The sequence below is a fragment of the Klebsiella sp. PK18 genome (assembly GCF_057784655.1).
The window spans coordinates 562,413-582,116 of record NZ_CM173493.1; the positions used below are offsets into that span (position 1 = coordinate 562,413).

The window sequence follows — 19,704 nt, forward strand, 5'->3', positions numbered from 1 at the left end:
CTTTTTGCTGTTTTTTTCTGCAGTTGATACAATGTGTCGAAATTGCCCTTGCGAAGGTCATTCGCTTTGGTTAGTATTCACACCCGCTTCAGTGGGAAACGTTAAAACGTCCCGCTTTATTGGTCGAAGCACTTGGTATGCGGCAAATCCGCAAGGAACAGGTTGATTATGTACGAAGCTCTTTTGGTTGTTTTCCTTATTGTAGCGATTGGCCTTGTTGGTCTGGTTATGCTGCAGCAAGGTAAAGGCGCTGATATGGGAGCCTCCTTCGGTGCAGGCGCTTCCGGCACACTGTTTGGGTCCAGCGGTTCTGGCAACTTCATGACCCGTATGACCGGTATCCTGGCTGCGCTGTTCTTCATCATCAGTCTGGCGCTGGGTAACATCAACAGCAACAAGACCAGTAAAGGAAGTGAGTGGGATAACCTGAGTGCACCGAAAACGGAGCAAACTCAGCCAACTGCGCCGGCTCAGCCGACCAGCGACATCCCGCACTAAGTATTCTGTACCGAGGTGGTGGAATTGGTAGACACGCTACCTTGAGGTGGTAGTGCCCTAACGGGCTTGTGGGTTCGAGTCCCATCCTCGGTACCAATATTCCAGAAAAAAGACGCTGAAAAGCGTCTTTTTTTGTTTTTGTCCCCTCCGGCCATTTAATTATAAACATCTCTTTGCTGGTTCCCTTCTTTTACTGTCGTTAAAGTCGCCTCGTCAAATTAACAGAGGTGAAGTGACATAATGAACAAGATCGGGTTGCTTATCGTCGCCGGTGTGCTCGGTTTAGCAGGGTGCAGTTCAACATCGCCCTCCCAAACGGTGGAGACGATTAATGCGCTAACGGTACCGGTATCGCACAGTGAGCCTGGGGCGACAGCGAATAATGCCCAGGCGGTGACGCGCTATTTCCAGGACAATACGGCGCTGATTGGTCGCCTTAACCATTCGTTGAAAAATCATTATTTGCAGGATGTGGAGCGCCGCGATGTGTTTGACAGACATAGTGAGGCGTACCAGGTGTATGGCGCCCTGACCCGTCTGGAGCAGATGGCGTCCATGAATGATGTTTACCGTAAAGAGAATAATGTTGCCGGTCTGCAGGAGATCAACCGCGTGCTGAAAAGCGTGCCGTTGGCCAGCTGAGAGAAGACAGGGACTGCCGGACAGCAATCCCTGTGTAAGGATTAAAAGCGGAAATTAACCCCGGCATAGGCCCCGTCGGCAAGGGTATTGTCACGATTGCCATCTTTCCCCGCCATATCGATATAACGATAGCCTGCTTCGATATTCAGAGACGGGAGTACGTTAATACGTAATCCGGCATTGGCCTCCACATAATCATCGACGCCGCTGGACATTGAGTCCGGCGAGTAATACCCCTCACCGAAGAGCGTGAAGTACTGGCCGAGGGGCAGCTCTGCGCCGCCGCCAGCGGCGATGGCATAGCCTTCATCACCATCTTTGGGATTCAGATAGACGCCTTTACCGCCCAGCGTCATCAGAAAAGGTCCAAGGTTAAAGTTGTAGCCCATTCCCAGCCCTACGCTGTCCCCGTCATTGTCGCTGTGAGCCCACTGGGTATTGAACGTCATACCCGGTTCCCCGGCGCCAAAGCTGGCGGACAGATTGGTGAACTCGGCACCGGCTTCACCATGCAGGTTAACGGATGCGCAGACGGCGCTGCTGGCCCCCAGGGCGATCATCACGGCAAACAATTTTGGAGCAATCGACTTCATTGTTGAATTCCTTCAGATAAAAAAAAGCCCGATACGGGCGTTCGGGCAAAATTAACGGGTTCTTGGATCTCATCGTTATGGTCGCTGCAGACGGCAGGCGAGGGGGTCAACTCCCGCTACCGCTGCTCACGCCTGGCCGATTTCCGGGGCATATCCTGAGCCGGTGCAGGCCCGGCGGTTAACGCCGTGAGTGGTTGCCTGCTGGTCGAGCCCAGGGACATGTTGTCCGCCGGTAAATTCAGGTGCTCAGCATAAAATTTTTCTTTTTTTACCGTTAGCGTTTATTAATTTAAATTTAAACATTTTCAACATTGAGGCGAGTAACAACAAATAAAGGTGACTGACGCGGTCAAAATTTTTCAGGAAGTGAGGTGATACTTTGCAAATAACCGCCGCGGGCGAAAGCAATATAACCGCCTTTCTTTAATGCTGACAAGACATTGAGAATACTGCTGCGCGACAGGTGGGTCCTGTCCTGAATATATTCAAGAATAGACACGCGCAGTCGGGTCTCTGCGGTTAATAGCATCATTTCCAGCAGATGGTTACGGATCACTGAATAGGTTCGCTGTTGCAGGACCAGATCGTCACGATATACCAGGTAAGAAGTATGATAGGCCAGCAGGCTGGTCACCTCCTCCCACAGGTTATGCTGACGAAAGAGCGCGGAAGCCAGGTCATAGTCGATGCGTAGCAGTTCGGAAGAGACTTCCGCTCGCAGGCTATGGCTGCGGCTGGGCTGTAGCATTTCCGCCACGCCGAAAAGGTGGGGCTCATAGACGGTCACCATCAATAGCTTGTCGGAATTCCGAATAATCGATAGCTCGCCTTTTTTAAAAATAAAGAGCTGGGTTTTGCCTTTATATTCCCAGGTGAGTCTTTTTCTGGCGATCGCGTTAACGGGCGTCGCGTGTGGCTCAAGCACATCGATCAGTCGGTCAATGGCCTTTTGCGGCCTGATCGGCGGTTTAATATTCATGATGTTTATCACCAGATATGAATTAATCAATTGAGGCTATTATAATCAACAATTTTGCTGACCGGGCGATAAGGAAAAAATGCCTCTTTTCAATTTTTCTGGCGCTGACAGGGAACAAAAAATAAAAAGCCGGCGGAGGGCCGCCGGCGGGGAGCAAACATCGTCAGGCGATTATTTGCCTTTGTTTTCCAGATTCTCAACCTGCGGTAAACCGGTTGCTGAGGAGGCGCTCAGCAGGCCTGACTGGGCATAGCCGAACAGCTTCTCGCGGGTATCGGTGATATCCAGATTACGCATGGTCAGCTGACCGATACGGTCTTCGGCGGTAAACATGGAATCGCCTTTTTCCATGGTCAGACGCTCTGCTTTATAGGTCAGGTTGTCTGAAACGGTATTGAGGATCGAGTAGTCGTTACCGCGACGCAGCTCAAGGGTAACTTCGCCGGTGATCTGGCTCGCGACCCAGCGCTGCAGAGAATCACGCAGCATCAGCGCCTGGGAATCGAACCAGCGTCCCTGATACAGCAGGCGGCCCAGCTGACGACCGTGGGCATGGTATTGCTCGATTGTGTCTTCGTTATGGATACCGGTCAGCAGACGCTCGTAGGCGATATGCAGTAGCGCCATCCCGGGGGCTTCATAAATACCGCGGCTTTTCGCTTCGATAATGCGGTTTTCAATCTGATCGCTCATCCCCAGACCGTGGCGGCCGCCGATGCGGTTGGCTTCCAGCATCATCTCGACGTCATCAGCGAAGGTTTTGCCATTCAGCGCCACCGGATGGCCTTGCTCAAAGCGTACGGTTACCTCTTCCGCAGGGATCTTCACGTTTTCGTCCCAGAACTTCACGCCCATAATCGGGTTGACGATTTTCACGCTGGAATTGAGGAATTCGAGGTCTTTCGCTTCGTGGGTGGCGCCGAGCATGTTGGAGTCGGTGGAATAGGCTTTTTCAACCGACATCTTGTAGTCAAAGCCGCAGGCGATCATAAATTCGGACATTTCGTGACGGCCGCCGAGCTCATCGATGAAATCACTGTCCAGCCACGGCTTGTAAATCTGCAGTTCAGCATTGGTCAGCAGGCCGTAACGATAGAAACGTTCGATATCGTTGCCTTTATAGGTGCTGCCATCGCCCCAGATGTTGACGCCATCTTCTTTCATTGCCGCCACCAGCATGGTGCCGGTGACCGCGCGGCCCAGCGGCGTGGTGTTGAAGTAGGTCAACCCACCGGTGGTGTTATGGAAAGCGCCACACTGAATCGCCGCGATCCCTTCTGCGACCAGCTGTTTGCGGCAGTCGATCAGACGGGCACCTTCAGCGCCATACTCTTTCGCGCGGCGCGGAATAGCATCGTAGTCGTCTTCGTCCGGTTGACCCAGGTTAGCGGTATATGCATAAGGCACGGCGCCTTTTTTGCGCATCCATAACAGCGCGGCGCTGGTATCCAGTCCACCAGAGAAAGCGATACCAATACGTTGACCAACCGGGAGATGCTTGAGAATCGTCGTCATAAAATAAAACCCTGCTCGATAGACTGTGGTGAGTTCGACTCAACAACCTTAACTGCATTTTTATGCATTAATTGTGAGTATTCATTTAACCATCTTTTACTGGCGACAGGAAGGGCTTCATCATCTTTTTGCTAAAAAAGCCTGAAATACCAGCACAAACGGCAATCGGGGGCGATAAAAAGCATGTTGACAAAATATACTAATTGCCGATACAATTCACCCCGATTTTATGTCCCGTCTTCGGTACCAAATCCCAGCAGTATTTGCGTCTTTTGCTCAATAAGAGTAAAATATGCCACGTTTCAGGCGCGGGGTGGAGCAGCCTGGTAGCTCGTCGGGCTCATAACCCGAAGGTCGTCGGTTCAAATCCGGCCCCCGCAACCACTTTCCCATTAAGTACTTTTTCAAATATACTGTGAGGACTAAGTGTCCTTCGTAGCCGAATTTGAAAGAATTCTTGCGGAAGGTGTTCCAGATCGCCATGGCGATCTCAGGGTTCAGTTACCTAAAGCCCCGATTTATCGGGGTTTTTTGTTATCTGACTTCAGAATAACTGGGCTATACGCCCTTTTTTTATGTCTTGGGGGTGGGTTTGTCCACATTAGAGCAAAAATTGACAGAGATGCTCACAGCGCCGGTTGAAGCGCTTGGCTTTGAGCTGGTCGGCATCGAATTTATTCGCGGTCGCACATCCACACTGCGCATCTATATTGATAGTGAAGATGGCATCAACGTTGATGATTGTGCTGATGTGAGCCACCAGGTAAGCGCCGTCATGGATGTTGAAGACCCGATCACTGTCGCTTACAACCTGGAAGTCTCTTCGCCTGGTCTCGACCGTCCGATGTTCACCGCCGAACACTACCAACGTTTCACTGGCGAAGAAGTTGCGCTGGTGCTGCGCATGGCGGTTCAGAACCGTCGCAAATGGCAGGGCATTATCAAAGCGGTAGACGGTGAAATGATCACGGTAACCGTCGAAGGCAAAGATGAAGTGTTCGCGCTGAGTAACATCCAGAAGGCGAACCTGGTTCCCCACTTTTAACAGTCTGGATTGAGGTGAAAGGCCCCGATGAACAAAGAAATTTTGGCTGTTGTTGAAGCCGTTTCCAACGAAAAAGCGCTGCCGCGCGAGAAAATTTTCGAAGCGCTGGAAAGCGCGCTGGCAACGGCCACCAAGAAAAAATACGAACAAGAGATCGACGTTCGCGTAGAAATCGACCGTAAGAGCGGCGATTTCGACACCTTCCGTCGCTGGCTGGTTGTTGAAGAGGTGACTCAGCCGACGCGCGAGATCACGCTGGAAGCAGCGCGTTACGAAGATGAAAGCATGAACGTCGGCGACTATGTCGAAGATCAGATTGAATCTGTTACCTTCGACCGTATCACCACGCAGACCGCTAAACAGGTTATCGTGCAGAAAGTCCGCGAAGCCGAGCGCGCGATGGTGGTCGATCAGTTCCGCGAGCACGAAGGTGAGATCATCACCGGCGTGGTGAAAAAAGTGAACCGCGACAACATCACCCTGGATCTGGGCAACAACGCTGAAGCCGTGATCCTGCGTGAAGATATGCTGCCGCGTGAAAACTTCCGTCCGGGCGACCGCATCCGCGGCGTACTGTACGCTGTCCGTCCGGAAGCGCGTGGCGCCCAGCTGTTCGTGACCCGTTCCAAACCTGAGATGCTGATCGAATTGTTCCGCATTGAAGTGCCGGAAATCGGTGAAGAAGTGCTGGAGATCAAAGCGGCGGCTCGCGATCCGGGCTCTCGTGCCAAAATCGCGGTGAAAACCAACGACAAGCGCATCGACCCGGTTGGCGCTTGCGTCGGTATGCGCGGTGCGCGCGTGCAGGCCGTCTCTACTGAGCTGGGCGGCGAACGCATCGATATCGTCCTGTGGGATGATAACCCGGCGCAGTTCGTGATCAACGCCATGGCGCCGGCAGACGTCGCGTCTATCGTGGTGGATGAAGATAAACACACCATGGATATCGCGGTAGAAGCGGGCAACCTGGCGCAGGCGATTGGCCGTAACGGTCAGAACGTTCGTCTGGCTTCGCAGCTCAGCGGCTGGGAACTCAACGTGATGACCGTTGACGACCTGCAGGCTAAGCACCAGGCGGAAGCGCATGCCGCTATCGATACCTTCACCAAATATCTCGATATTGATGAAGATTTCGCGACAGTGCTGGTTGAAGAAGGCTTCTCCTCGCTGGAAGAGCTGGCCTATGTGCCGATGAAAGAACTGCTGGAAATCGACGGTCTGGATGAAGCCACCGTTGAAGCACTTCGTGAGCGTGCGAAAAACGCACTGACTACGCTGGCGCTGGCTCAGGAAGAAAGCCTGGGAGATAACAAACCTGCCGATGATCTGTTGAATCTGGAAGGTCTGGATCGTGCCCTGGCATTCAAACTGGCTGCCCGTGGTGTTTGTACGCTGGAAGATCTCGCCGAGCAGGGCGTTGATGACCTGGCTGATATCGAAGGGATGACCGACGAGAAAGCTGGCGAGCTCATCATGGCCGCTCGCAACATTTGTTGGTTCGGCGACGAAGCGTAATAAACTGTAGCAGGAAGGAACAGCATGACAGATGTGACTATTAAAGCGCTGGCCTCAGAGATTCAGACCTCTGTGGATCGCCTGATACAGCAATTTGCTGACGCAGGCATCCGCAAATCGGCTGATGATTCTGTGACCGCGCAAGAGAAACAAACTTTGTTGACGCACCTGAACCGTGAACACGGCTCGGCGCCCGACAAGCTGACGTTGCAGCGTAAAACACGCAGCACGTTGAATATTCCAGGTACCGGTGGAAAGAGTAAATCGGTACAAATCGAAGTCCGCAAGAAACGCACCTTTGTGAAACGCGATCCGCAAGAGGCTGAACGTCTGGCCGCGGAAGAGCAGGCGCAGCGTGAAGCGGAAGAGCAGGCCCGTCGTGAAGCTGAAGAAGCAGCGAAACGCGAGGCGCAATTAAAAGCTGAACGTGAGGCCGCAGAACAAGCTAAACGTGAAGTCGCTGATAAAGCGAAACGTGAAGCTGCGGAAAAAGACAAAGTGAGCAATCAACATACCGACGAAATGACCAAAACCGCCCAGGCTGAAAAGATCCGCCGTGAGAACGAAGCCGCGGAACTGAAGCGCAAATCGGAAGAAGAAGCACGCCGCAAACTTGAAGAAGAAGCGCGCCGTGTAGCGGAAGAAGCACGCCGTATGGCAGAAGAAAACGAAAAAAATTGGTCTGAAACCTCAGACAGCCCGGAAGATAGCAGCGACTATCACGTCACTACGTCACAGCATGCTCGTCAGGCTGAAGATGATAACGATCGTGAAGTTGAAGGCGGTCGCGGCCGTAGCCGTAGCAGCAAAGCGGCGCGTCCGGCGAAGAAAGGCAACAAACACGCTGAATCTAAAGCTGATCGTGAAGAAGCCCGTGCGGCCGTTCGCGGTGGTAAAGGCGGTAAGCACCGTAAAGGTTCCGCTCTGCAGCAGGGCTTCCAGAAGCCGGCGCAGGCCGTTAACCGTGACGTTATCATCGGCGAAACCATCACCGTTGGTGAACTGGCTAACAAGATGGCGGTGAAAGGTTCTCAGGTCATCAAAGCGATGATGAAACTGGGCGCCATGGCGACCATTAACCAGGTCATCGACCAGGAAACCGCGCAGCTGGTTGCCGAAGAGATGGGCCACAAAGTTATCCTGCGTCGTGAAAACGAACTGGAAGAAGCGGTAATGAGCGACCGTGACACCGGCGCTGCGGCTGAACCGCGCGCACCGGTCGTGACCATCATGGGTCACGTTGACCACGGTAAAACCTCGCTGCTGGACTATATTCGTTCTACTAAGGTTGCCTCCGGCGAAGCGGGTGGTATTACCCAGCACATCGGTGCTTACCACGTAGAAACCGACAACGGCATGATCACCTTCCTGGACACCCCGGGCCACGCCGCGTTTACCTCCATGCGTGCTCGTGGTGCGCAGGCGACGGATATCGTGGTTCTGGTGGTGGCGGCAGACGACGGCGTGATGCCGCAGACCATCGAAGCTATCCAGCACGCTAAAGCGGCGCAGGTACCGGTGGTGGTTGCGGTGAACAAAATCGATAAGCCAGAAGCTGATCCGGATCGCGTGAAGAATGAACTGTCCCAGTACGGCATCCTGCCGGAAGAGTGGGGCGGCGAGAGCCAGTTCGTCCACGTTTCCGCGAAAGCCGGTACCGGCATCGACGACCTGCTGGACGCGATTCTGCTGCAGGCTGAAGTTCTCGAACTGAAAGCTGTACGTAACGGTATGGCGAGCGGCGCGGTCATCGAGTCCTTCCTCGATAAAGGTCGTGGCCCGGTGGCTACCGTTCTGGTTCGCGAAGGTACTCTGCATAAGGGCGATATTGTCCTGTGTGGCTTTGAATATGGCCGCGTGCGTGCGATGCGTGACGAACTGGGTCGCGAAGTGCTGGAAGCGGGTCCGTCCATTCCGGTGGAAATCCTCGGTCTGTCCGGTGTGCCGGCTGCGGGTGATGAAGTGACTGTGGTTCGTGACGAGAAAAAAGCGCGTGAAGTGGCACTGTATCGTCAGGGCAAATTCCGTGAAGTTAAGCTCGCGCGTCAGCAGAAATCTAAGCTGGAAAACATGTTCGCTAACATGACCGAAGGCGAAGTTCACGAAGTGAACATCGTGCTGAAAGCGGACGTACAGGGTTCTGTCGAAGCGATTTCCGATTCCTTACTGAAACTGTCTACCGACGAAGTGAAAGTGAAGATCATCGGTTCCGGCGTAGGTGGTATCACCGAAACCGACGCGACCCTGGCAGCAGCATCCAACGCGATTCTGGTTGGCTTCAACGTTCGTGCCGATGCCTCTGCGCGTAAAGTTATCGAAGCGGAAAGCCTGGATCTGCGTTACTACTCCGTCATCTATAACCTGATCGACGAAGTGAAAGCGGCGATGAGCGGCATGCTGTCTCCGGAACTGAAACAGCAGATCATCGGTCTGGCTGAAGTGCGTGATGTGTTCAAATCGCCGAAATTCGGCGCCATCGCGGGCTGTATGGTTACCGAAGGGACGATCAAACGTCACAACCCTATCCGCGTCCTGCGCGACAACGTGGTTATCTATGAAGGCGAGCTGGAATCCCTGCGCCGCTTCAAAGATGACGTTAACGAAGTCCGTAACGGCATGGAATGTGGTATCGGTGTGAAGAACTACAACGACGTTCGCGTTGGCGATATGATCGAAGTGTTCGAAATCATCGAAATCCAGCGTAGCATCGATTAATCATTTGATGGCTAAGCAGCCGGGGAAGCGAAGCGCCACCCGGCAATCATTTTAAAAAGGGGCTTTTGGCCCCTTTTTTGTCTTTATTCTGGAGAACTTATTATGGCGAAAGAATTTGGTCGCCCGCAGCGTGTGGCCCAGGAGATGCAAAAAGAGATTGCCATCATCCTGCAACGTGAAATCAAAGATCCGCGTCTGGGTATGATGACCACCGTTTCCGGTGTGGAAATGTCCCGTGACCTGGCCTATGCCAAGGTGTATGTCACCTTCCTCAACGACAAAGATGAAGCCGCGGTGAAAGCGGGCATCAAAGCGCTGCAGGAAGCTTCTGGTTTTATCCGCTCCCTGCTGGGTAAAGCGATGCGCCTGCGTATCGTGCCGGAACTGACTTTCTTCTACGACAACTCGCTGGTGGAAGGGATGCGTATGTCCAACCTGGTCACCAGCGTGGTGAAACACGACGATGAACGTCGTGTGAACCCGGACGACAGCAAGGAGGACTGATGAGTCGTCCTCGTCGTCGCGGCCGCGACGTGCACGGCGTATTGTTGCTGGACAAGCCTCAGGGCGCTTCCAGCAACGATGTGCTGCAGAAAGTAAAGCGTATTTATAACGCCAACCGCGCTGGCCACACCGGCGCGCTGGATCCGCTGGCGACCGGTATGCTGCCAGTGTGTCTTGGCGAAGCGACCAAGTTTTCCCAGTATCTGCTGGACTCCGATAAGCGTTATCGCGTGATCGCCAAACTGGGCCAGCGCACGGATACCTCCGATGCCGACGGTCAGGTGGTGGAAGAGCGTCCGCTAACCTTTAGCGACGAGCAGCTGGCGGCGGCGCTGGATAGTTTCCGCGGCGAGACGCAGCAGGTACCGTCGATGTACTCGGCGCTGAAGTATCAGGGCAAGAAGCTGTACGAGTATGCTCGTCAGGGCATTGAGGTCCCGCGTGAAGCCCGGCCGATTACGGTCTATGAGCTGCTGTTTATTCGCCATGAAGGCGATGAACTGGAGCTGGAGATCCACTGCTCGAAAGGCACCTACATCCGGACGATTATCGATGATTTAGGTGAAAAGCTCGGCTGCGGCGCGCACGTGATTTTCCTGCGTCGCCTGGCGGTGAGCAAATACCCGGTTGAGCGGATGGTGACCCTCGAGCAGCTGCAGGCGCTGGTCGATCAGGCGGCAGCGCAGGATATTCCTGCCGCGCAGCTGCTTGATCCGCTGCTGATGCCGATGGACAGCCCGGCGTCGGACTATCCGCTGGTGGCGATTCCGGAGACCTCCGCGGTTTACTTTAAAAACGGTAACCCGGTTCGTCAGTCAGGCGCGCCGCTTAACGGGCTGGTGCGGGTGATGGAAAACGAATCCGGCAAGTTTCTCGGCATGGGCGAAATTGACGATGAAGGCCGCGTGGCGCCGCGTCGTCTGGTGGTGGAATACCCGGCGTAAGCGCTTTTCTTGCGATAAAAGCCTGCTACGAGTAGAATATCGCCGCTTAACGTCCGCTAAAGTGTTTTAACATTTTCGGGCGTTGCATCAGGGGTCGCTGAATTAGAGATCGGCACCCTTTCTTTCTTTTAATTTTTGGAGTTCTAAAATGTCTCTAAGCGTTGAAGCTAAAGCAAAAATCGTTTCTGAGTTTGGTCGTGGCGAAAACGACAGCGGTTCTACCGAAGTTCAGGTTGCACTGCTGACTGCACAGATCAACCACCTGCAGGGCCACTTTGCAGAGCACAAAAAAGATCACCACAGCCGTCGTGGTCTGCTGCGCATGGTTTCTCAGCGTCGTAAACTGCTCGACTACCTGAAACGTAAAGATGTTGCACGTTACGCTGCGCTGATCGAGCGTCTGGGTCTGCGTCGCTAATTCTGCGAGTTTCAGAAAAAGGGGCCTGACGGCCCCTTTTTTCGACCGGGCGGCAGCAATTCATTCAAAACTCATGTATTGTTGCTAGTAATGATCTTCATGCAGAGGTTCGCGCGGCTAATGAGAGGCTTCATCCGCAGGGGCGGGTAAAGGTTGTCATTAGTCGCGAGGATGCAGAGGATCGGGTCAATAGACGCTATATCTTTGATATGGCGTGATTTATAGATAAAAAGGATAGAATTTTGCTTAATCCGATCGTTCGTAAATTCCAGTACGGCCAGCATACCGTAACCCTGGAAACCGGCATGATGGCGCGCCAGGCAACGGCCGCTGTGATGGTTAGCATGGATGACACCGCGGTATTCGTGACCGTTGTGGGTCAGAAAAAAGCGAAGCCAGGCCAGGACTTTTTCCCGCTGACTGTTAACTACCAGGAGCGTACTTACGCTGCCGGTAAAATCCCGGGTGGTTTCTTCCGTCGTGAAGGCCGTCCAAGCGAAGGCGAAACGCTGATCGCGCGTCTGATTGACCGCCCGGTTCGCCCGCTGTTCCCGGAAGGCTTCGTTAACGAAGTTCAGGTTATCGCCACCGTCGTTTCCGTTAACCCGCAGGTTAACCCGGATATCGTCGCGATGATCGGCGCTTCCGCTGCGCTGTCCCTGTCTGGTATTCCGTTCAATGGCCCAATCGGCGCCGCGCGCGTGGGTTACATCAACGACCAGTACGTACTGAACCCAACCCAGGAAGAACTGAAGTCCAGCAAACTGGATCTGGTGGTTGCCGGTACTGAAGCGGCCGTGCTGATGGTTGAATCCGAGGCTGAACTGCTGAGCGAAGACCAGATGCTGGGCGCGGTGGTCTTCGGCCACGAGCAGCAGCAGATTGTTATTCAGAACATCAACGACCTGGTGAAAGAAGCCGGTAAACCGCGTTGGGACTGGCAGCCGGAAGCTGTCAACGAAGCGCTGAACGCGCGCGTGGCTGCGCTGGCTGAATCCCGCCTGAGCGATGCTTACCGTATCACCGACAAACAAGAGCGTTACGCTCAGGTTGACGTGATCAAATCTGAAACCATCGCCACGCTGGTAGCAGAAGATGAAACCCTGGACGCTAACGAGCTGGGTGAAATCCTGCACGCCATCGAGAAAAACGTGGTTCGTAGCCGCGTACTGGCAGGCGAGCCGCGTATCGATGGCCGCGAAAAAGACATGATCCGTGGTCTGGACGTTCGTACCGGCGTACTGCCGCGTACTCATGGTTCCGCACTGTTCACCCGTGGCGAAACGCAGGCGCTGGTTACCGCGACTCTGGGTACCGCACGCGACGCGCAGAACATCGACGAACTGATGGGCGAGCGCACCGACTCCTTCCTGTTCCACTACAACTTCCCTCCGTACTCCGTAGGCGAAACTGGCATGGTGGGTTCTCCGAAGCGTCGTGAAATCGGTCACGGTCGTCTGGCTAAGCGCGGCGTATTGGCCGTGATGCCGACTATCGACGAATTCCCGTACACCGTTCGCGTGGTGTCTGAAATCACCGAATCCAACGGTTCTTCTTCCATGGCCTCCGTCTGTGGCGCCTCTCTGGCGCTGATGGATGCGGGTGTGCCGGTGAAAGCCGCCGTTGCGGGTATCGCAATGGGTCTGGTGAAAGAAGGCGACAACTTCGTCGTTCTGTCTGACATCCTGGGTGACGAAGACCACCTTGGCGATATGGACTTCAAAGTTGCGGGTTCCCGCGACGGTATCTCTGCGCTGCAGATGGATATCAAAATTGAAGGTATCACCAAAGAAATCATGCAGGTTGCTCTGAACCAGGCTAAAGGTGCGCGTCTGCACATCCTGGGCGTGATGGAGCAGGCGATTAACGCGCCGCGCGGCGATATCTCTGAATTCGCACCGCGTATCCACACCATCAAGATCAACCCGGACAAGATCAAAGACGTTATCGGTAAAGGCGGTTCTGTTATCCGTGCCCTGACCGAAGAAACCGGCACCACCATCGAAATCGAAGATGACGGTACCGTGAAGATCGCAGCGACCGACGGCGATAAAGCACAGCATGCTATCCGTCGTATCGAAGAGATCACCGCTGAGATCGAAGTTGGCCGCATCTACAATGGTAAAGTGACCCGTATCGTTGACTTTGGCGCGTTCGTTGCCATCGGCGGCGGTAAAGAAGGTCTGGTTCACATCTCGCAGATCGCTGATAAGCGCGTTGAGAAAGTGACTGACTACCTGCAGATGGGTCAGGAAGTGCCGGTTAAGGTTCTGGAAGTTGACCGCCAGGGCCGTGTTCGTCTGAGCATCAAAGAAGCAACTGAACAGACTCCGTCTGCCGCAGCGCCGGAAGCTCCGGTCGCCGAGCAGGGCGAGTAAGGTTGCCGTTAGCCCTCCGCTTTTGCGGAGGGCGTTTTACGGGCAGGACGCCTCGTTTGCAGCCGGGGAACAGGACGTTCATCCAATCGTTGTCTTCGGGAGTGGGAAATGAAGCCTTTTTTGCGCTGGTGTTTCGTGGCGACAGCTCTCACGCTGGCAGGATGCAGTAGCACCGCCTGGCGTAAGGACGCCGTCCTCGCAGTACCATTGCAACCGACTTTACAGCAAGAAGTGATTCTGGCACGCATGGAACAAATTCTTGCCAGTCGGGCTTTATCCGATGACGAACGCGCACAGCTTTTATATGAGCGCGGAGTGTTGTATGATAGTCTCGGTCTGAGGGCATTAGCGCGAAATGATTTTTCACAAGCGCTGGCAATCCGACCCGATATGCCTGAAGTATTCAATTACTTAGGCATTTACTTAACGCAGGCAGGCAATTTTGATGCTGCCTATGAAGCGTTTGATTCTGTACTTGAGCTTGATCCAACTTACAACTACGCGCACTTGAACCGCGGTATCGCCTTGTATTACGGCGGCCGGGCTAAGTTAGCGCAAGATGATCTGCTGGCGTTTTATCAAGACGATCCCAATGATCCTTTCCGTAGCCTGTGGCTTTATATCGCCGAGCGTAAACTCGACGAGAAGCGGGCGCTTGAAGCACTCAGAGAGCGCTTAAACAAGTCGGACAAAGAGCAATGGGGATGGAACATTGTCGAGTTCTACCTTGGCGACATTAGCGAAAAAGAGCTGATGACTCGTCTGAAGGCAGACGCAACGGATAACACCTCGCTCGCTGAGCATCTCAGTGAAACCAACTTCTATTTAGGTAAGTACTACCTAAGTCTGGGGGACAAGGACAGCGCTACGGCACTGTTCAAACTGGCGGTCGCTAACAACGTACATAACTACGTTGAGCACCGATACGCATTGTTGGAATTATCGCTCTTGGGCCAGGAGCAAGATGACCTGGCAGAATCGGACCAGCAATAGCTGACGAACACATCAGCCCATAGTTTTTTGCTTGCCATCACCTTTGCGGGTGAGGGCGTTGTTGTTCGTTAATACACCTACTTTGAGCCGGTTCACACTTTTCAATGAAAATTACCGTAAATTTTCACGATGAGTTATGTAGACTGGCCGCCATTAATTTTGAGGCACACGTACTACATGGCTGAATTCGAAACCACTTTTGCAGATCTGGGCCTGAAGGCTCCCATCCTTGAAGCGCTTAACGATCTGGGTTACGAAAAACCATCTCCGATCCAGGCTGAGTGCATTCCGCATCTGCTGGACGGCCGCGATGTTCTGGGTATGGCCCAGACCGGTAGCGGTAAAACCGCAGCGTTCTCTTTACCGCTGCTGAACAACATTGATCCTGAGCTGAGAGCACCACAGATTCTGGTGCTGGCGCCGACCCGCGAACTGGCGGTACAGGTTGCTGAAGCAATGACGGAATTCTCTAAACATATGCGCGGCGTAAACGTGGTTGCCCTGTACGGCGGCCAGCGTTATGACGTGCAGCTGCGCGCCCTGCGTCAGGGTCCGCAGATCGTTGTCGGTACCCCGGGTCGTCTGCTGGACCACCTGAAGCGCGGCACGCTGGATCTCTCTAAACTGAGCGGTCTGGTACTGGACGAAGCCGATGAAATGCTGCGCATGGGCTTTATCGAAGACGTAGAAACCATTATGGCGCAGATCCCGGAAGGTCATCAGACCGCGCTGTTCTCTGCCACCATGCCGGAAGCGATTCGTCGCATTACCCGCCGCTTTATGAAAGAGCCGCAGGAAGTGCGCATTCAGTCCAGCGTCACCACGCGCCCGGACATCAGCCAGAGCTACTGGACGGCCTACGGCATGCGTAAAAACGAAGCGCTGGTGCGCTTCCTGGAAGCGGAAGACTTTGATGCGGCGATTATCTTCGTGCGTACCAAAAACGCGACCCTGGAAGTGGCTGAAGCGCTGGAGCGTAGCGGCTATAACAGCGCCGCGCTGAACGGCGATATGAACCAGGCGCTGCGTGAGCAGACTCTGGAACGTCTGAAAGACGGTCGTCTGGACATTCTGATCGCCACCGACGTTGCGGCCCGTGGTCTGGACGTTGAGCGTATCAGCCTGGTTGTTAACTATGACATCCCGATGGATTCCGAGTCTTACGTTCACCGTATCGGCCGTACCGGTCGTGCGGGTCGTGCTGGCCGCGCCCTGCTGTTCGTTGAGAACCGCGAGCGTCGCCTGCTGCGTAACATCGAACGTACGATGAAACTGACGATCCCTGAAGTAGAACTGCCAAACGCAGAACTGCTGGGCAAACGTCGCCTGGAAAAATTCGCGGCTAAAGTTCAGCAGCAGCTGGAAAGCAGCGATCTGGACCAGTACCGTGCGCTGCTGGCGAAAATCCAGCCGACGGCGGAGGGCGAAGAGCTGGACGTGGAAACGCTGGCCGCCGCGCTGCTGAAAATGGCCCAGGGCGAACGTTCTCTGATCGTCCCGCCGGATGCGCCGATGCGTCCTAAGCGTGAGTTCCGCGATCGTGATGACCGTTTCGAGCGTCGTGGCGACCGTAATGACCGCGGCCCGCGTGGCGATCGTGAAGATCGTCCGAAGCGTGAGCGTCGTGATGTTGGCGAGATGGAACTGTACCGCATTGAAGTAGGCCGTGATGACGGCGTTGAAGTTCGTCATATCGTTGGCGCGATCGCTAACGAAGGCGATATCAGCAGCCGTTACATCGGTAACATCAAGCTGTTCGGTTCTCACTCCACCATCGAACTGCCGAAAGGTATGCCGGGCGAAGTACTGCAGCACTTTACTCGCACCCGCATCCTGAACAAACCGATGAACATGCAGCTGATGGGCGATGCACAGCCGCGCACTGAACGTCGTGGCGGCGGTGAACGTCGTGAAGGCGGCCGTGGTTTCGGCGGTGAGCGTCGTGAAGGCGGCCGTAGCTTCGGTGGCGAACGTCGTGAAGGCGGTCGTGGTGATGGTCGTCGTTTCAGCGGCGAACGTCGTGAAGGCCGTGCGCCGCGTCGTGATGATGCAGCTGCGCCGCGCCGTGATGACTCCGCTGGTCGTCGTCGTTTCGGTGGCGATGCGTAATTAGCGCAACACGCTAGCGTAAAGTAAATAATACAGCCCCGATCGTCATGATTGGGGCTTTTTTTATTTCTTTTGTACTCGTGTACTGGTACAGTGCGTCGCACCCATTGTGGGAAAGTTTTTTTGACTGGAGATTTCGGTAAATGGCGACACTAACCACTACGACCACCCGACCGTCCCTGTTTGGCGGCGTGGTGATTATCGGCGGCACGATTATTGGCGCGGGCATGTTCTCGCTGCCGGTGGTGATGTCCGGCGCGTGGTTCTTCTGGTCGCTGGCGGCGCTGGTTTTTACCTGGTTCTGCATGCTGCACTCCGGACTGATGATCCTGGAAGCCAACCTCAACTACCGGATTGGCTCCAGTTTCGACACCATCACCAAAGACCTGCTCGGCAAGGGCTGGAACCTGGTGAACGGCGTGTCGATCGCCTTTGTGCTGTATATCCTGACCTACGCCTATATTTCGGCGAGCGGTTCGATCCTGCACCATACCTTCAGTGAAATGTCGCTGAACGTACCGGCGCGCGCGGCGGGCTTCGGCTTTGCGCTGCTGGTGGCGTTTATTGTCTGGATGAGCACCAAAGCGGTGAGCCGCATGACGGCTATCGTGCTTGGCGCCAAGGTCATCACCTTCTTCCTGACTTTCGGCAGCCTGCTGGGACACGTCGAACCGACGACGCTGTTTAACGTCGCGGAGAAGAATGCCTCCTATGCGCCCTACCTGCTGATGACGCTGCCGTTCTGCCTGGCCTCGTTTGGCTATCACGGTAACGTGCCGAGCCTGATGAAATATTATGGTAAGGATCCGCGCACCATTACCCGCTGTCTGATTTACGGTACGCTGCTGGCGCTGGGTCTGTACGTGGTCTGGCTGCTGGTGACGATGGGCAATATCCCGCGTCCGCAGTTTATCGATATTGCGCAGAAGGGCGGTAACATTGATGTACTGGTACAGGCCCTGAGCGGCGTACTGAATAACCGCGGCCTGGATCTGCTGCTGGTAGTGTTCTCCAACTTTGCCGTCGCGAGTTCGTTCCTCGGCGTGACGCTGGGTCTGTTCGACTATCTGGCGGATCTGTTTGGCTTTGACGATAGCGCGATGGGGCGCTTTAAAACCGCGCTGTTGACCTTTATCCCGCCGATGCTCGGTGGGCTGGTGAAACCAGATGGTTTCCTTTACGCCGTCGGCTATGCCGGCCTGGCGGCGACGGTATGGGCGGCCATTGTGCCGGCGCTGCTGGCCCGCGCTTCGCGTAAACGCTTCGGCAGCCCACAGTTCCGCGTGTGGGGCGGAAAAGCGATGATTGTGCTGATCCTGCTCTTTGGTCTCGGCAACGCGGTGGTGCACTTCCTGTCGAGCTTTAATCTGCTGCCGGTTTATCAGTAAGTTTTATTTTACCTGAGCCAGAATTACCGATCTGGCTCAATATATATACGTATACATTCTCTTATTATCTGATAAAGGTTATTTTAAATAAGGGAATGTTTATATGACTGAGCAAGACATAACTTTGCGAAAACTGGAAATTTTCCTGGGATATATGGATACCATGAATATTTCTAAGACGGCAGAGATAATGCATATTTCTCCGGTTAGCGTACACCGTGCGTTGCATTCTTTGGAGGATAATTTACGCTGCGATCTTTTCACACATAATGGCCGAAATTTACATCCTCTACCCGGTGCATGGGTAATGCAAAAGCAGGCCCGCGAAGTGATCCATGCAATGGAACGCTGTATTTATCTGACGCGTGAGGCTTCAGGATTCCATTCTCCTGCATTACGCTTAGGCCTACTATATTCATTGGTATTAAAAACGGCGCCGCAGATAGTACAGGGATTGAAGAAGCGGCGCCCTGAGCTTTCAATTGAGTTTATCATGAACTCTAATAAGAAATTACTAGAGGCGCTTAATGAAGGTAATATCGACGCGGCATTAATCTCGACGCCCGATGAATATAATTCAAATTTATTCGAAACCTGGACGATATTTTCAGATTCGATTTATTTAGCGGTTCCTGTGCAGGATGCGGATACGCTACAAACCCCCGTTGATCTCTCCCGTTTACAGAGTAAAAAATTTATTGCCTTGAGTGAAGGGTTCGCTACCTGGAGAGGTTTTCAGCAGGCCTTCCGTATCGCTGGTTTTGAGCCGGATATTGCGGTTCGGGTACACGACATTTTTTCATTAATGAGCATGGTGAATGCCGGAGTGGGTTACACTCTCATACCCGGACGTATGCGCGAGCTTTTTCGGAGTGGGATACGCCTGCTACCTTTGCAGGAAGCCTATCTCATGGAACAAGAAATTTCGCTCGTTTTTCCTCGTAGTCAGGAAAATCATCCTGGACTGCTATCTCTTCTCGCAGAATGCCGTATGTATGCCAGGCAGCTTATGCGGGAGAATAACGATGTAGACAAAGCCCCATGATTTCCTGGGTAATCCGCTGATAAACCTGGGCTTCGCCGTACATGGCGACGGCGAGCCACCGGGAGGTACTGACTAAGGCGATTTTCAGACGGATATGATCGCCGGTAATGGTGTTGGTTAACGCGTGGGTCAGCGCCTGGCGGCTGAGTGAGCATAAGGTGAAAATGGCTGACTCCTGCCTGGTGATGATCTGATTCTTTAACGCACAGCCGATGACGCAGCGCTGCAGCTTGTTTCGCAGTTCGTCAGAGGTGCCGCTGATAAACGCAAAGCCGATTCGGTGTTCGGGTTTATCGGCCAGTAACTTTTGCCGGAAAATCTCCTCTTCCTCCTGGGTGCACAGTGAGGCCTGTATCGCAATTTGCCCGGGCTTCATACGTTGAAATGAATACATAAGTCTCCCTGGCGCCTGTTGCACAAAAC

Annotated in this window: 18 protein-coding genes and 2 tRNA genes; 16 read left to right on the forward strand and 4 right to left on the reverse strand. The window is 53.9% G+C overall.

Going from position 1 to position 19,704, the window contains the following annotated elements:
- Positions 1-168: 168 nt before the first annotated feature.
- The 3 genes from secG to AC3EMD_RS02770 all read left to right on the forward strand — a co-directional run bounded on the left by secG (position 169) and on the right by AC3EMD_RS02770 (position 1,140).
- Positions 169-498, forward strand: a complete 330-nt coding sequence (gene secG, locus AC3EMD_RS02760; RefSeq protein ID WP_002918369.1) for a preprotein translocase subunit SecG — start codon at positions 169-171, stop codon at positions 496-498.
- A gap of 9 nt (positions 499-507) precedes the next feature.
- Positions 508-594 (forward strand) — tRNA-Leu (locus AC3EMD_RS02765).
- Between the two features lie 297 nt (positions 595-891).
- Positions 892-1,140: a hypothetical protein gene (locus AC3EMD_RS02770; protein WP_162493299.1), complete on the forward strand. Its 249-nt coding sequence runs from the start codon at positions 892-894 to the stop codon at positions 1,138-1,140.
- Between the two features lie 41 nt (positions 1,141-1,181).
- Here AC3EMD_RS02770 and AC3EMD_RS02775 read toward each other — a convergent pair whose 3' ends face one another.
- From AC3EMD_RS02775 to argG, 3 genes are all read right to left on the reverse strand, one after another.
- Positions 1,182-1,733 carry a YfaZ family outer membrane protein gene (locus AC3EMD_RS02775; protein ID WP_008806633.1) on the reverse strand — a complete coding sequence of 184 codons (552 nt, stop codon included), beginning with the start codon at positions 1,731-1,733 and terminating at the stop codon, positions 1,182-1,184.
- A gap of 349 nt (positions 1,734-2,082) precedes the next feature.
- A complete protein-coding gene (locus tag AC3EMD_RS02780) occupies positions 2,083-2,712 on the reverse strand; it encodes a winged helix-turn-helix transcriptional regulator (RefSeq protein WP_012540476.1) in 630 nt (209 codons plus the stop codon).
- Positions 2,713-2,883: 171 nt separating this feature from the next.
- The gene (gene argG, locus AC3EMD_RS02785) at positions 2,884-4,227 is read right to left on the reverse strand and encodes an argininosuccinate synthase (RefSeq protein ID WP_008806631.1); all 1,344 of its coding nucleotides are present in this window, start codon (positions 4,225-4,227) and stop codon (positions 2,884-2,886) included.
- 307 nt (positions 4,228-4,534) lie between these two features.
- Here argG and AC3EMD_RS02790 point away from each other — a divergent pair.
- From AC3EMD_RS02790 to AC3EMD_RS02850, 13 genes are all read left to right on the forward strand, one after another.
- Positions 4,535-4,611 (forward strand) — tRNA-Met (locus AC3EMD_RS02790).
- A gap of 208 nt (positions 4,612-4,819) precedes the next feature.
- Positions 4,820-5,272 (forward strand): ribosome maturation factor RimP, encoded by a 453-nt coding sequence (rimP, locus tag AC3EMD_RS02795; protein ID WP_002918364.1) that lies wholly within the window; start codon positions 4,820-4,822, stop codon positions 5,270-5,272.
- Between the two features lie 27 nt (positions 5,273-5,299).
- Positions 5,300-6,787, forward strand: coding sequence for a transcription termination factor NusA (gene nusA / locus AC3EMD_RS02800; protein ID WP_008806630.1), 1,488 nt, complete (start codon positions 5,300-5,302; stop codon positions 6,785-6,787).
- Between the two features lie 24 nt (positions 6,788-6,811).
- On the forward strand, positions 6,812-9,502 hold the full coding sequence (infB, locus tag AC3EMD_RS02805) for a translation initiation factor IF-2 (protein ID WP_008806629.1): 2,691 nt from the start codon (positions 6,812-6,814) through the stop codon (positions 9,500-9,502).
- Between the two features lie 102 nt (positions 9,503-9,604).
- Positions 9,605-10,006: a 30S ribosome-binding factor RbfA gene (gene rbfA / locus AC3EMD_RS02810; protein WP_002918248.1), complete on the forward strand. Its 402-nt coding sequence runs from the start codon at positions 9,605-9,607 to the stop codon at positions 10,004-10,006.
- Entirely contained in the window at positions 10,006-10,950 is a 945-nt protein-coding gene (gene truB, locus AC3EMD_RS02815; protein WP_008806628.1) for a tRNA pseudouridine(55) synthase TruB, read from the forward strand. Before rbfA ends, truB begins: the two co-directional genes overlap by 1 nt.
- A gap of 148 nt (positions 10,951-11,098) precedes the next feature.
- Entirely contained in the window at positions 11,099-11,368 is a 270-nt protein-coding gene (gene rpsO, locus AC3EMD_RS02820; protein WP_012540479.1) for a 30S ribosomal protein S15, read from the forward strand.
- Positions 11,369-11,610: 242 nt separating this feature from the next.
- Entirely contained in the window at positions 11,611-13,746 is a 2,136-nt protein-coding gene (gene pnp / locus AC3EMD_RS02825; RefSeq protein ID WP_008806626.1) for a polyribonucleotide nucleotidyltransferase, read from the forward strand.
- 108 nt (positions 13,747-13,854) lie between these two features.
- Positions 13,855-14,739: a lipoprotein NlpI gene (gene nlpI, locus AC3EMD_RS02830; RefSeq protein WP_002918241.1), complete on the forward strand. Its 885-nt coding sequence runs from the start codon at positions 13,855-13,857 to the stop codon at positions 14,737-14,739.
- 104 nt (positions 14,740-14,843) lie between these two features.
- Positions 14,844-14,924 carry a protein YrbN gene (gene yrbN, locus AC3EMD_RS02835; protein WP_085903200.1) on the forward strand — a complete coding sequence of 27 codons (81 nt, stop codon included), beginning with the start codon at positions 14,844-14,846 and terminating at the stop codon, positions 14,922-14,924.
- Positions 14,917-16,848 (forward strand): ATP-dependent RNA helicase DeaD, encoded by a 1,932-nt coding sequence (gene deaD, locus AC3EMD_RS02840; RefSeq protein ID WP_012540481.1) that lies wholly within the window; start codon positions 14,917-14,919, stop codon positions 16,846-16,848. The genes yrbN and deaD overlap by 8 nt, the downstream gene beginning before the upstream one ends.
- 143 nt (positions 16,849-16,991) lie before the next feature.
- Entirely contained in the window at positions 16,992-18,236 is a 1,245-nt protein-coding gene (mtr, locus tag AC3EMD_RS02845; RefSeq protein ID WP_302073919.1) for a tryptophan permease, read from the forward strand.
- Positions 18,237-18,339: 103 nt separating this feature from the next.
- Entirely contained in the window at positions 18,340-19,281 is a 942-nt protein-coding gene (locus AC3EMD_RS02850) for a LysR family transcriptional regulator (protein WP_022066345.1), read from the forward strand.
- Here AC3EMD_RS02850 and AC3EMD_RS02855 read toward each other — a convergent pair.
- Positions 19,244-19,675 carry a HutP family protein gene (locus AC3EMD_RS02855; protein WP_022066344.1) on the reverse strand — a complete coding sequence of 144 codons (432 nt, stop codon included), beginning with the start codon at positions 19,673-19,675 and terminating at the stop codon, positions 19,244-19,246. The genes AC3EMD_RS02850 and AC3EMD_RS02855 overlap by 38 nt on opposite strands.
- Positions 19,676-19,704 lie beyond the last annotated feature (29 nt).